This window comes from Telluria beijingensis (genome assembly GCF_030770395.1).
Taxonomy (GTDB): domain Bacteria; phylum Pseudomonadota; class Gammaproteobacteria; order Burkholderiales; family Burkholderiaceae_D; genus Telluria; species Telluria beijingensis.
In genome coordinates this window covers 1-12,257 of the sequence record NZ_CP132480.1, presented here as the reverse complement: position 1 = coordinate 12,257, position 12,257 = coordinate 1, and the positions used below count along the sequence as shown (strand labels likewise).

Below are 12,257 nucleotides of genomic sequence, written 5' to 3'. Positions count from 1 at the left end.
ATTGTAGCTTTTACCGAGAGTTCACGATGACCACGCCCGAAAACGCCGTAACCTCCCCCACCGCCGTCCGACTCCCTGCGGGAAAAATGCCTGAGCTGCGCGTCATGCCCGCCCCGTCCGACGCCAATGTGTACGGCGACGTGTTCGGCGGCTGGATCATGGCCCAGGTCGACCTGGCCGGCTCGCTGCCGGCCACCCGCCGCGCCAATGGCCGCGTGGCGACCATCGCCGTCAACTCCTTCCTGTTCAAGAATCCGGTGTTCGTGGGGGATTTGTTGTCGTTTTATGCCGACATCACCAAGGTGGGCAACACCTCGGTGACCGTGTTCGTCGAGGTGTATGCAGAACGTAACCGCCTGGCGGCGGAAGTGGTCAAGGTGACCGAGGCGACGCTGACCTATGTCGCCACCGGGCCGGATCGCAAGCCGCGCCAGCTGCCGCCGCTCGAATCGCTGGTGGCGCACCGTTAAAGTTTGGTTCACCACGAGCCCAAAGACCGTCGTTCCCGCGCAGGCGGGAACCCAAGTTTGCATGCCTTATCGCTACGCTAAAAACTTAGGTTCCCGCCAAGGCGCCCGGCGAGGGCGGGAACGACGTGGTAATGCCGATTTAATCGATCAGTTTCGCGCCCTGGCCAATCAGGCGGTCTTCTTCTCGTCCCTCAGCTCGCGCCGCAGGATCTTGCCGACGTTCGTCTTCGGCAGCGTCTCGCGGAACTCGATGAACTTCGGCCGTTTATACCCGGTCAGCTGCTCCTTGCAGAATTCCTTGAGCTGCTCGGTCGTCAGGCTGGCATCCTTCTTCACCACATACAGCTTCACCGCCTCGCCCGAGTTCTGGTCGGGCACGCCCACGCACGCCACTTCGAGCACGCCCGGGTGCGCGGCCACCACGCCTTCGACCTCGTTCGGGTACACATTGAAGCCCGATACCAGGATCATGTCCTTCTTGCGGTCGACGATGCGGGTATAGCCCTGCGCATCCATGATGCCGATGTCGCCGGTCTTGAAGAAGCCATCGGCCGTCATGACCTTGGCCGTCTCGTCGTCGCGCTGCCAGTAGCCGGCCATCACCTGCGGGCCGCGCACGGCGATCTCGCCGGCCGTGCCGAACGGAACTTCGTTGCCCGCTTCGTCCAGGATGCGCAGCTCGGTCGAAGGCAGCGGCAGGCCGATGGTGCCGGTGAAGTCGGTGATGTCGCAGCGGTTAGCGGTCACCACCGGCGAAGTCTCCGACAAGCCATAGCCTTCGACGATCGGAATGCCGGTGGTCTTGAGCCACTTGTCGGCCACCGCCTTCTGCACCGCCATGCCGCCGCCCGGGCACACCATCAGGCCCGAGAAATCGAGCTTGGCGAAATCGTCGTTGTTGAGCAGGCCGTTATACAGCGTGTTCACGGCCGGGAAGATGTTGATGCGGTAGCCACCCAGTTCCTTGATGAAGCCCTTGATGTCGCGCGGGTTCGGGATCAACAGGTTCATGCCGCCGATCCGCAGGCCGAGCAGCGCGCAGACCGTCAGTGCATAGATGTGGTACAGCGGCAGCGCGCAGGCGAACTGCGGCTGCTCGCCGGCCTTCATGCGCGACAAGGTCGGCGCGAACCAGGCTTCGTTCTGCAGCACGTTGGCGATCACGTGGCGGTGCAGCAGCACCGCGCCCTTCGACACGCCGGTGGTGCCGCCGGTGTACTGCAGGAAAGCGATGTCGTCGTGGCCGATGGTCACCGGCTTGAGGGTCTCGCGCGCGCCTTCGCTCAAGACCTTGTTGAAGGCGATCGCGCCGGGCAGCGAATAGGCCGGCACCATCTTCTTGACCTTGCGTACCACCAGGTTGACGACCGTGCCTTTGAGGCCGCCCAGCAGGTCGCCCATGGTGGCCAGCACAATATGTTTTACCCCCGTTTGAGCCACCACCTGCTCAAGAGTGTGAGCAAAATTCTCGAGCACCACGATCGCTTCGGCGCCGGAGTCGCTCAACTGGTGCTGCAGCTCGCGCGGGGTGTACAACGGATTGACATTGACCACCACATAGCCGGCGCGCAGCACGGCGGCCAGCGCCACCGGGTACTGCAGCACATTGGGCAGCATGATGGCCACGCGCGCGCCCGGCTTCAGGCCGCGGGCCTGCAACCAGGCCGCCATGCGCTGCGACATCGCATCGAGCTCGGAGAACGTGATGGACTTGCCCATGCAGGCATAGGCCTTGCGGTCGGCGTACTTGCGAAACGCTTCCTCGAGCAAATGCGTCAGCGAGCGGTACTGGGTCGGGTCGATGTCCGCCGCCACGCCGTTCTCGTACGACGAGAGCCAAAATTTGTCCATCTGTCTTGCCTTCCTTGTTGGTTCCAATAAAACGCGAAAGCCGCCCCACGGGGCGGCTTTCGCCGGGTGAGTCCCGTGGTGGTGCCTACGCTACCGTCTCCGGCTGCTTTTGCTCGTCCCGCAATGCGCGCCTGAGGATCTTGCCGACGTTCGTCTTCGGCAGCTCGTCGCGGAACTCGATGTGCTTCGGCCGTTTATAACCGGTGAACTGCTGCTTGCAGTAGTCCATCAGCTGCTCTTTCGTGAGCGCTGGGTCTTTCTTTACCACGAATACCTTGACCGCCTCGCCCGAATGCTCGTCCGGCACGCCGACCACGGCGCATTCGAGCACGCCGGCATGGCCGGCGATCACGCCTTCGAGCTCGTTCGGGTACACATTGAAGCCCGAGACCAGGATCATGTCCTTCTTGCGGTCGACGATCTTGACGAAGCCGCCGGCGTCCATGATGCCGACGTCGCCCGAGCGGAAGAAACCGTCGGCGGTCATCACCTTGGCGGTTTCGTCGGGACGGTTCCAGTAGCCGGCCATGACTTGCGGGCCGCGGATCGCGATCTCGCCGATCTCGCCCGGCGCCAGGTGGCGGCCCTCGTCGTCGACGATCGCGATGTCGGTGGACGGCACCGGCAGGCCGATGGTGCCGGTGAATTCCTTGCCGTCGGCGCGGTTGCAGGTGGCCACCGGCGAGGTCTCGGACAGGCCATAGCCTTCGATGATGGCGACGCCGGTCAGCGCGCGCCATTTGTCGGCCACCGGCTTCTGCACCGCCATGCCGCCGCCATTGCACATGCGCAGCGACGAGAAATCGAGCTTGGCGAATTCGGGGTTGTTGGCCAGCGCGTTGTACAGCGTGTTCACCGCCGGCAGCATATTGAAGCGGTACTTGCCCAGCTCCTTGACGAAGGCCGGGATGTCGCGCGGGTTCACGATCAATACATTCAGCGCGCCCATGCGCATGCCCCACATCGCGCACGCGGTCAGCGCGAAGATGTGATACAGCGGCAGCGCGCACACGATCGTCATCTGCTCGCCGGCCGCCTCCTTCAGGCTCGGCTGGGCCCAGGCTTCGGTCTGCAGCACATTGGCCATCACGTTGCGGTGGGTGAGCGTGGCGCCTTTCGAGACGCCCGTGGTGCCGCCGGTGTACTGCAGGAAGGCGACGTCGTCGGCCTTGAGCTCGGCCGGCTTGAACGGCATGCGCTCGCCCTGGGCCAGCGCGTCCTTGAAGGTGACCATGTTCGGCAGCGAGAACTCGGGCACCATCTTCTTGACGTTGCGGACCACGAAGTTGACCAGCATGCCTTTCACGCCGCCCAGCATCTCGCCCATGCTGGCCACCACCACGTGGCGCAGCGGGGTCTTGTCCATCACCTTCTGCACGGTGTGGGCAAAGTTTTCCAGCACAATGATCGCTTCGCTGCCCGAATCGGTCAGCTGGTGTTCGAGTTCGCGCGGGGTGTACAGAGGATTGACGTTGGCGACGGTGTAGCCGGCGCGCAGCACGGCGGCCAGCGCGATCGGATACTGCAGCACGTTCGGCATCATGATCGCCACCCGGGCGCCGGGCGCCAGGCCGCGGCTCTGCAGCCACGCAGCCAGCTTCTTCGAATATGCGTCAAGCTCGCCGTAGGTGATGAACTTGTCCATGCACACGAAGGCCTTGCGGTCCGCATATTTACGGAAGGACTCTTCGAGCAAATGCACCAAGGAGCGGTATTGATCCGGATCAATCTCCGCAGGCACGCCTGGGGGATACGACTGCAGCCAAATTTTGTCCATCGGTCACCTCTGTCTCAGTATCGCTGTCGCGATTTATTATGATCGGCGGCCGGGGGTGATTGCCGGCGCATGCGTGCGTTAGCCCTTTGCCATCGCTGATTGTGATGCTATCGGGCAGCGCCCCTGCACGCAAGCGGTTTTACCGAGATTGGAACCGGTCCTCTACGGCGAGGCGCCGATGGTGCGCTGCACCACCAGCGGCGCAGGCACGACGGTCGCGCCCAGCCGCTTCAAGGCCTGGTGACGCGCTTCCTTGTCGAGCCTGGCCAGGCGGTTGGCCGCCTTGTAGAAGTTGTTCCAGGTCTTCTCGCGGCGCAGCAAAGCGCGAAATGCCGGCACGAAATCGTTATAGGTCGCGACCGATGCCAGGTGAGCATTCGACAGCGGCTCGGCGAAGAAACGGTCGTAGCCCGCATAACCGCCCCAGTTCGCCTTGAGCACCTGGTAGTCGTCCTGCAGCGCCAGGAACAGGCGCGCCTTGGTGGCGCGCTTGACGCCGTCGGGCTCCATGCTCTTGTAGGTACGTTCGAGTTCGCCGCGATAGCGCAGCAGCAGGGCCAGGAAGTCGCTCTTGCGGCTCTTGTAGCGCTCGTACGCTTCGCTCATCTGGGGGTTGCCGAAGCGTTCCAGCCAGGCTTCCACGCCGGCCTGCTCCACCGCGCTGGCGAAGGATTCGTTGAACTGCGAATCGCCCGCCACGTACACGACCTGGTGCGCCAGTTCATGGAAGATCAGGCGCGCCAGTTCGGCGTCCGGATAATTGATGAAGGTCGACATCAGCGGATCGCTGAACCAGCCCAGGGTCGAATAGGCGCTCACGCCGCCGACTTCGACATCGTGGCCCTGCGCGCGTAGTTGCTTCGCATACGTCTGGGCCTGGTCCTTGCTGTAGTAGCCGCGGTAATTCACGCAGCCGGCCACCGGGAAGCACCACTGGATCGGCTTCAGCGACAACTCGGGCGTGGCGACCACGTTCCACAGCACATATTGGCGGCCGAGACTGGTGTAATTGGTATAGCTGCCGTTATCGGGCAGCTTCATTTCCTGGATGGCGAAGCGGCGGATCTGGCGCGCCGATTCGAGGCGGTGGCGCAGCTTGACGTCGGTATTGCTATCGGCGATCCAGTCGTCGATCGGTCGCGCGTTGGTCAGCAATTGCAGCTGGCCTTGCGCGGCCTGGGTGTAGTAAGAGAGGGATGAGCAGCTTGACAACATGAGGGCCGCGGCTGCGGCGGCCATGACTGGCTTGAAGGCCCGGGAAAATCTAGATGGATTCATCTCGCGTCAAAGGTGCAGCTCTTTCGACCTGCACCAGGGTGTCGTAGAAAGTGGGCGCCCGCCCCATATCGGTCAAACGCTGGCTGGTGACTTCGTTGGCGTTCTTGCCGTCGCTGGCGAGTTTCTTCCACCAGACGGACAAGCCCACCACCAATCCAGCACGCGCCTTGTCGGTCACGCGTGCGCGGGCGATGAACGAACCGCGGTCGTTAAAAATGCGCGCCATCTCTCCGTGGGCGATGCCGCGTGCGGCAGCGTCGTTCGGGTGGATGTCGAGGTGCGGTTCGCCCTCAGTTGCGCGCAGGCTCTTTACATTGACAAACGTTGAGTTAAGGAAGTTCCGCGCCGGCGGAGAAATCATCGCCAGCGGGTACTTTGCTGCCAGTTCGGGATTCGATGCGACCGATTCATACGGCGGAATATAGGTCGGCACCGGATCGAGGCCATCGGCCAGCATGCTCTCTGAAAAGAACTCGCACTTGCCGGACGGGGTCGTGAAGCCGCCCGCGGCGAACGGCGCGCGTGGCATGTTCAACTTGTTCCAGCCGCTGCGCTTGAGCGATTCCCAGTCGAAGTGGACCGCGCGCGCATCGCTCTTGTTGAAGGCCTGGGCCGCGATCTCGTCGTCGCTCTCCTGGAAGCACGGATCCTGGAAACCCATGCGCGCCGCCAGCAGGCGGAAGAATTCGGTATTCGGCTTCGATTCGCCGACCGGCGCGATCGCGGCGTTGTTCGCCATCATGTACAGGTGGCCATAGGCCAGGTGCGCATCGACGTGCTCGAGCTGGGTGGTGGCCGGCAGCAGGATGTCGGCATAGTCAGCGCTATCGGTATGGAAATGTTCAAGCACCACGGTGAACAGGTCTTCGCGCTCGAAGCCCTGCTGCACCTTGCGCGAATCGGGCGCGATCGCCAGCGGGTTGGCGTTATAGACGATGACGGCTTCGATCTTCGGGCCGAAGTCGGGCGACGCCTCCTTGAGCAGGTCGTCGCCGATGGTGGTCATATTGATCGTGCGCGGGGTGCGGCCGGCCAACAGGTCCGGACGCTGCAGCGCCGGGCGGTTGGTCGGGAACGAGGCCGAGGTCGACAGCTGGATGCCGCCGGCCGGCAGGCGCCAGGCGCCCACCAGCGCTGGCAGGCAGGTGATGTTGCGCACCGCCATGCCGCCGCCGCGCACGCGCTGGATGCCGTAGTTGACGCGGATCGCGGCCGCTTCGCCGTTCTTCGCGGTCTGGCCGTACAGGCGGGCCAGGTTGACCACTTCGTCGACCGTGATGCCGCAGGTTTCGGCGGTGCGTTCAGGCGTCCATTCGAGGGCGCGCGCCTTCAATGGTTCGAAGCCGAGGGTGTAGTGCTCGATATAGTCGTGGTCGAGCAGGTCTTCCTTGATCAGGACATGCATCATGCCCAGCGCCAGCGCGGCATCGGTGCCAGGCAGCAGGGCGATGTGCTGGTGACACTTCTCGGCCGTCAGGGAGCGATACGGGTCGATCGCGATCAGGGTCGCGCCGCGACGCTTGGCCTCCTGCGCGCGCATCCAGAAATGCAGGTTGGAGGCAATCGGGTTGCCGCCCCAGATCAAGATCAGCTTCGCGTCCTGGAACTCCTCGAGGTCGGTGCCGATCGAACTGCCGATGGTGTAGCGATAACCCGCGGCGCCGGCGGTGGCGCAGATGGTGCGATCGAGCAGCGAGGCGCCCAGTTGATTGAAAAAGCGCAGCGACATCGATTCGCCCTGCACCAGGCCCATGGTGCCGCAGTAGCTATAGGGCAGGATGGCTTCCGGGTCGCGCGCACTGATTTCCTTGAGACGTCCTGCGATGGTGTCGAGGGCTTCGTCCCAGCTGATGCGCTCGAATTTTCCCTCTCCCTTGCGGCCCACGCGGCGCATCGGATACAGAACCCGGTCCGGGTGATAGGTGCGGTCGATATAGCGCGACACCTTGGTGCACAACACCCCGGCCGTGGTCGGGTGCTCCGGGTCGCCCTTTACTTCGGTCGCGACGCCGTCTTCGACTTTGACGAGGATGGCGCAGGTATCGGGACAATCGTGGGGGCAGGTGGCGCGGACGAGGGTTGTGGTCATCTTGTTATTCGGGTGAAAAAACTGCGTGAATCCAATACTTTATACGATTCCACCGGGCTTCGTCCCCTCCTCTTTCAACACTGTTTGAGGCGAGCTACAATAGTTAAAACGATGCCATGCAAGCGTGGCAAGACATTCGCCAACAGCGAGGAGAACACGATGAAACTGGTGGAACCTATCCTGGCTTCACAAGCCGAAATCCAGGCGATCCGGCGCGACCTGCACGCGCATCCAGAGCTGTGCTACGAAGAACACCGCACCGCGGAAATCGTCGCCGAGCGCCTGACGGCATGGGGCATTCCGGTCGTCCGCGGCCTGGGCGTGACCGGCGTGGTCGGCATCGTCAAGAACGGCACGTCCGATCGCGCGATCGGCCTGCGCGCCGACATGGACGCGCTGCCCATGCAAGAACTGAATGGCTTCGAGCATGCCTCGACCCATGCCGGCAAGATGCACGCCTGCGGCCATGACGGCCACACCGCGATGCTGCTCGGCGCCGCCCACTACCTGGCGCAGCACCGCAATTTCGATGGCACCGTCTATTTGATCTTCCAACCGGCCGAAGAAGGCGGTGGCGGCGCCAGGCGCATGATCGAGGACGGCCTGTTCGAGCGCTTCCCGATGGATGCCGTGTATGGCATGCACAATTGGCCAGGCATCCCGGAAGGGCATTTCGGCGTGGTATCCGGCCCGATGATGGCGTCCAGTAACGAGTTCCGCGTGACCGTGCGCGGCAAGGGCGCCCACGCGGCGCAGCCGCACCGCGGCATCGATCCGGTGATGGTGGCGGTGCAGATCGCGCAAGCCTGGCAGACCATCGTCTCGCGCGAGAAAAATCCGCTGCACACCGCCGTGCTGTCGATCACCCAGATCCATGCGGGGAGTGCCACCAACATCATCCCTGACGAAGCCGAACTGGTCGGCACCGTGCGCACCTTCAGCACTGAAGTGCTCGACCTGATCGAGCGCCGCATGCAGGAGATGGCCAATGGGATCGCCACCGGCTTTGGCGCCAGCATCGATTTCGGCTTCAAGCGTAATTACCCGCCGTTGGTGAACCATCCGGAACAGACGGCGTTCGCGATCGAGGCGATGCGCGCGGTGGCCGGGCCGGCGCAGGTCAACGCCAATGTCGAACCGACCATGGGCGCCGAGGACTTCGCCTTCATGCTGCATGCAAAACCGGGCTGCTATGTTTTCATCGGCAATGGCGAAGGCGAACATCGCGCCGGCGGCCACGGGCTCGGCCCTTGCCAGCTGCACAATGCCAGCTATGATTTCAACGACAACCTGCTGCCGATCGGCGCCAGCTACTGGGTGCGGTTGGCAGAGATGAGCTTGCCTGTCGCCTGAACGGAATAAAAGCCGGGCATGGCGTGCCCGGCTTTTTTTTGAGGCGGCTTAGAACAGGCCGAGGAACTTCTTGCGGGCCGTGTTCTTGCGGGCCGGATCGACCAGGTCGGTGACGTCGTACTCGTTGAACTTGTCCAGCAGTTCGGCAAAGCCGCGGCGGCGCGCCAGGTTCAGTTCTTCCTTGAACAGCGGCACCACGCAATGGAAGTAGACGTCCTTGCCGTCGACCGTGAGCGAGTGGAAGGGTTCCGGCGCCGACACGGGCGGCAGGACGACGACGCCGCAGAAGCCCACACCCTCCGTATACGGCTTGGCCGGGTTGCCGTTGGGCAGCGAGTGGCCCAGGCCGATCCAGGTGCGCTGCTTGTTCGGATAGTGCGCCAGGTGGCGCAGCAGGGCGATCGGCCAGTACCAGCGCGCGTCCTGCATCGACGCTTCGTCCAGCTTCCAGTCCGCCGGCAGGGCAATCATCAGCTCGGCATAGGCCGGCGCGCCTTCCGGGACGTTCATCGGTTGCCGGCTCATGCCCGAGGTCACCAGGCGCACGTGGGGGAAGGCCTCGGTCGGGCCGATCACGTGGATGTCGACCTGGCTCTCGCCCGTTTCGGTTTCGTGGAAGTACAGGGCAGGCTTGCCCAGGTGGGCGGCGATGTGTTCGGCCACCGGATCGTGGGGCAGCACCGCGGGTTCGGGCTGGCGCGCCATCGGTGCGGCGAGCGGATACAGGGGGGCGATGCTGGGTTCTGTTGGTTCGACCATTATTATTGATGTGGTTCGGTTACGGCGGGCGTCTATGATACCTTCGTCACATGGTTGCGTGGCCGCCAGCACGCTATTGTTCTCGCTTGTACAATAACGCATCAGATAGAAATACGCTCTCCTTCCCAAGGATACCCATGATCACTACTAAGAAAAAAATTGGCGCGCTGGCTGCTGTCTGCGCCGCGCTGTTCGCTCCGCTCGCGTTGGCCCAGTCCACCGTGGGCAATGGCTATATCGACTCGGCGTCGTTCGAGTTCGGCACCAATCCGCAGCAGCGCATGTACCGCATCGCGGTCCAGTCCGACTGGGAAAAGCGCTGGTTCGCCGGCAGCGGTCGCCACCTGTCGGGTTATTGGGAAGGCAACCTGGCCCTGTGGCGCCTGAATTCCTATGAAAATGTCCGCGGCCAGAACAAGAACCTGATGGCCATCGGCTTCACCCCGGTATTCCGCTACCAGAATGACAGCAAGCTCGGCCTGTATGGCGAGATCGGTATCGGCGTCAACCTGTTCTCCACCCTGTACAAGAACGAGGATAAAGAACTGTCGACCGCCTTCCAGTTCGGCGACCACATCGGCATCGGCTATACCACCCCGAAATGGGATTTCGGCCTGCGCTACCAGCACTATTCGAACGCCAGCATCAAGAGCCCGAACGCGGGCGCCAACTGGTTCATCGCCAAGGCGGCTTACCGCTTCTGATGTCTTGCAATGCGACACGCGCATGGTCGGGCTTTCCCGGTCCATGGCGCGCGTAAATTGCAATACATGACACAATCGGGACTCGCGCGGTTGCTGCCGCCAGCTGTTTCCATGAGGCCCGATTGACTCCTTCGCCCACCCTCAAGCGTTATCTTCCCTGGCTCGTCGCCACTGCCCTGTTCATGGAGCAGTTGGACGCGACCATCGTCAATACCGCCATTCCCAGCATTGCCGCCAGCCTTGGCGTCACTCCGCTGAGCCTGAAATCGGTCGTCACCAGCTATATCCTCGGCCTGGCGGTCGGCATTCCCCTGAGCGGCTGGATGGCCGACCGCTTCGGCACCCGGCGCGTGTTCTTTACCGCGATCGCCATCTTCACCTTCGCCTCCGTGCTGTGCGGGCTGTCAGTGAGCGCCCACATGATGACCGGCGCGCGCCTGCTGCAGGGCCTGGGCGGAGCCATGATGATCCCGATCGGCCGCCTGGCGATCGTGCGCACCTTCCCCAAGAACGAGTTGCTGGGGGCAATGAACTTCGTCATCATCCCGGCCCTGATCGGGCCGCTGCTGGGCCCGACCGTAGGCGGCCTGATCGTGCACTGGACGTCGTGGCGCGTCATCTTCTTCGTCAATATCCCGGTGGGATTGGCTGCGCTGTATTTTGTCTGGCGCCATATGCCTGACTACCGCGCGGAACAGCGGCGCCCGCTCGACGTGCCCGGCCTGATCCTGTTCAGCAGTGGCACGGCCCTGCTGTCCTGGGTGCTGGAAGTGTTTGGCGAGCACACGCTCGACGGCCTGACGGCCGGCCTGCTCTTCCTGCTGGCGCTGGGCCTGCTGGGGGCGTATGCCTGGCATGCCTGCCGCACCAAGTTTCCCTTGCTGCGCCTGACCCTGCTCAAGGTGCGCACCTTCCGCATCGCGGTGCTGGGCGGCTTCATCACGCGCCTCGGCGTCGGCGGCCTGCCCTTCCTGCTGCCGCTGCTGTACCAGTTGGGCCTGGGCTTGCCGGCATGGCAGTCGGGCTTGCTGATGATGCCGGCGGCGCTGGCGGCGATGGGCATGAAGCTGTTCGCGCCCCGCTTGCTGTCGCGCTTCGGCTATCGCCAGGTGCTCTTGATCAATACGATGATGATCGGCGTAACCATCGCCTTGTTCACGCTGGTCGATGCGGGCACGCCGCTGGCGGTGATCGTGGGTATCAGCCTGATGCAGGGCTTCTTCAACTCGCTGCAATTCTCGAGTATGAATACGCTGGCCTATGCCGACATCGAGCCGGCGGACACCAGCATGGCCAGCACCATGTCCAGTTCGTTCCAGCAATTGTCGATGAGCTTTGGTCTGGCAGCCGGGTCGATCGTCACCGCCTGGTTCCTGGGCGGTGTGTCGCAGACCAACCAGGGCCAGGTGACGCAGGCGCTGCACCACGGCTTCGCGGTGCTGGCGGTGCTGACAGTCTTCTCGTCGGCGGTGTTCTGGCGCCTGCGCCGCAACGATGGCGACAGCATCAGCCGCGGCGAGAGCGTGGCCAAGACGGCGGAACCGGTGACCGTGACGGCGCAGTGATTCAGGCTGGCGTCGTCAGGCGGCCGAGGACTTTTTCACGGTTGTTCAGCACGAAGCTGATGAAGGTCGGTTCCTTGACCGCCAGGCGGACGAGGACGGGAAGCAGCGGGTAGCAGAACGTGGCGACCTTGCGCACGCATTCGTCGTCGCGCAATGCGGCCTGGGCGGCCTGGCCGGTGCTGCCCTGTAGTAGCGGGATCAGGTCGGCGCGGCGCTTGTCGATGACGGCCGTGATGGGGCCGGTCAGTTTGTCGCTCAGGGTGGCTGATTCGTTTGCCTGGTCCATGGGATGCTCCTGCTGTTGAAGGTGAGAGCATGTTGCCGTGAGGTAGGCGCGTCGGCGCTGATGTGGGACAAGCGATGGGGGCTGGAAAGCAAAAAACCCCACCATGATCACATGGTGGGGTTTTT

General features: G+C 63.3%; 10 protein-coding genes. 4 read left to right on the top strand and 6 right to left on the bottom strand.

Annotated features, from left to right (window positions below; all coding sequences use genetic code 11):
• The first annotated feature begins 26 nt into the window (after positions 1-26).
• A complete protein-coding gene (locus Q9246_RS00050; protein ID WP_306394461.1) occupies positions 27-470 on the top strand; it encodes an acyl-CoA thioesterase in 444 nt (147 codons plus the stop codon).
• A 168-nt stretch (positions 471-638) separates the two neighbouring features.
• Here Q9246_RS00050 and Q9246_RS00045 read toward each other — a convergent pair whose 3' ends face one another.
• The 4 genes from Q9246_RS00045 to Q9246_RS00030 form a co-directional block, all read right to left on the bottom strand.
• Positions 639-2,321: a long-chain-fatty-acid--CoA ligase gene (locus Q9246_RS00045; protein ID WP_306394459.1), complete on the bottom strand. Its 1,683-nt coding sequence runs from the start codon at positions 2,319-2,321 to the stop codon at positions 639-641.
• Between the two features lie 85 nt (positions 2,322-2,406).
• On the bottom strand, positions 2,407-4,098 hold the full coding sequence (locus Q9246_RS00040; protein ID WP_306394457.1) for a long-chain fatty acid--CoA ligase: 1,692 nt from the start codon (positions 4,096-4,098) through the stop codon (positions 2,407-2,409).
• A gap of 162 nt (positions 4,099-4,260) precedes the next feature.
• Positions 4,261-5,337 (bottom strand): aminopeptidase, encoded by a 1,077-nt coding sequence (locus Q9246_RS00035; protein ID WP_306394455.1) that lies wholly within the window; start codon positions 5,335-5,337, stop codon positions 4,261-4,263.
• A 25-nt stretch (positions 5,338-5,362) separates the two neighbouring features.
• Entirely contained in the window at positions 5,363-7,465 is a 2,103-nt protein-coding gene (locus tag Q9246_RS00030; RefSeq protein WP_306394454.1) for a molybdopterin-containing oxidoreductase family protein, read from the bottom strand.
• 159 nt (positions 7,466-7,624) lie between these two features.
• Between Q9246_RS00030 and Q9246_RS00025 the strand changes: the two genes are divergently transcribed.
• Positions 7,625-8,818, top strand: a complete 1,194-nt coding sequence (locus Q9246_RS00025; protein WP_306394453.1) for a M20 aminoacylase family protein — start codon at positions 7,625-7,627, stop codon at positions 8,816-8,818.
• A 48-nt stretch (positions 8,819-8,866) separates the two neighbouring features.
• On the opposite strand, the gene Q9246_RS00020 is transcribed toward Q9246_RS00025, so the two are convergent.
• Positions 8,867-9,577, bottom strand: coding sequence for a suppressor of fused domain protein (locus Q9246_RS00020; RefSeq protein WP_306394451.1), 711 nt, complete (start codon positions 9,575-9,577; stop codon positions 8,867-8,869).
• A 137-nt stretch (positions 9,578-9,714) separates the two neighbouring features.
• Here Q9246_RS00020 and Q9246_RS00015 point away from each other — a divergent pair, with 137 nt between their 5' ends.
• A complete protein-coding gene (locus Q9246_RS00015) occupies positions 9,715-10,281 on the top strand; it encodes an acyloxyacyl hydrolase (protein ID WP_306394450.1) in 567 nt (188 codons plus the stop codon).
• A gap of 122 nt (positions 10,282-10,403) precedes the next feature.
• Positions 10,404-11,846, top strand: a complete 1,443-nt coding sequence (locus Q9246_RS00010; RefSeq protein ID WP_306394448.1) for a DHA2 family efflux MFS transporter permease subunit — start codon at positions 10,404-10,406, stop codon at positions 11,844-11,846.
• Between the two features lies 1 nt (position 11,847).
• Here the strand turns inward: Q9246_RS00010 and Q9246_RS00005 are convergent, their stop codons facing one another.
• A complete protein-coding gene (locus tag Q9246_RS00005) occupies positions 11,848-12,132 on the bottom strand; it encodes a hypothetical protein (protein WP_306394446.1) in 285 nt (94 codons plus the stop codon).
• Between the last annotated feature and the right edge of the window lie 125 nt (positions 12,133-12,257).

What these genes read in the sequence shown, in the direction of transcription:
- Q9246_RS00015 (WP_306394450.1), top strand. Translation starts at nt 9,715, where the DNA reads ATGATCACTACTAAGAAAAAAATTGGCGCGCTGGCTGCTGTCTGCGCC.
- Q9246_RS00020 (WP_306394451.1), bottom strand. Translation starts at nt 9,577, where the DNA reads ATGGTCGAACCAACAGAACCCAGCATCGCCCCCCTGTATCCGCTCGCC.
- Q9246_RS00025 (WP_306394453.1), top strand. Translation starts at nt 7,625, where the DNA reads ATGAAACTGGTGGAACCTATCCTGGCTTCACAAGCCGAAATCCAGGCG.
- Q9246_RS00045 (WP_306394459.1), bottom strand. Translation starts at nt 2,321, where the DNA reads ATGGACAAATTTTGGCTCTCGTCGTACGAGAACGGCGTGGCGGCGGAC.
- Q9246_RS00040 (WP_306394457.1), bottom strand. Translation starts at nt 4,098, where the DNA reads ATGGACAAAATTTGGCTGCAGTCGTATCCCCCAGGCGTGCCTGCGGAG.
- Q9246_RS00050 (WP_306394461.1), top strand. Translation starts at nt 27, where the DNA reads ATGACCACGCCCGAAAACGCCGTAACCTCCCCCACCGCCGTCCGACTC.
- Q9246_RS00030 (WP_306394454.1), bottom strand. Translation starts at nt 7,465, where the DNA reads ATGACCACAACCCTCGTCCGCGCCACCTGCCCCCACGATTGTCCCGAT.
- Q9246_RS00005 (WP_306394446.1), bottom strand. Translation starts at nt 12,132, where the DNA reads ATGGACCAGGCAAACGAATCAGCCACCCTGAGCGACAAACTGACCGGC.
- Q9246_RS00035 (WP_306394455.1), bottom strand. Translation starts at nt 5,337, where the DNA reads ATGGCCGCCGCAGCCGCGGCCCTCATGTTGTCAAGCTGCTCATCCCTC.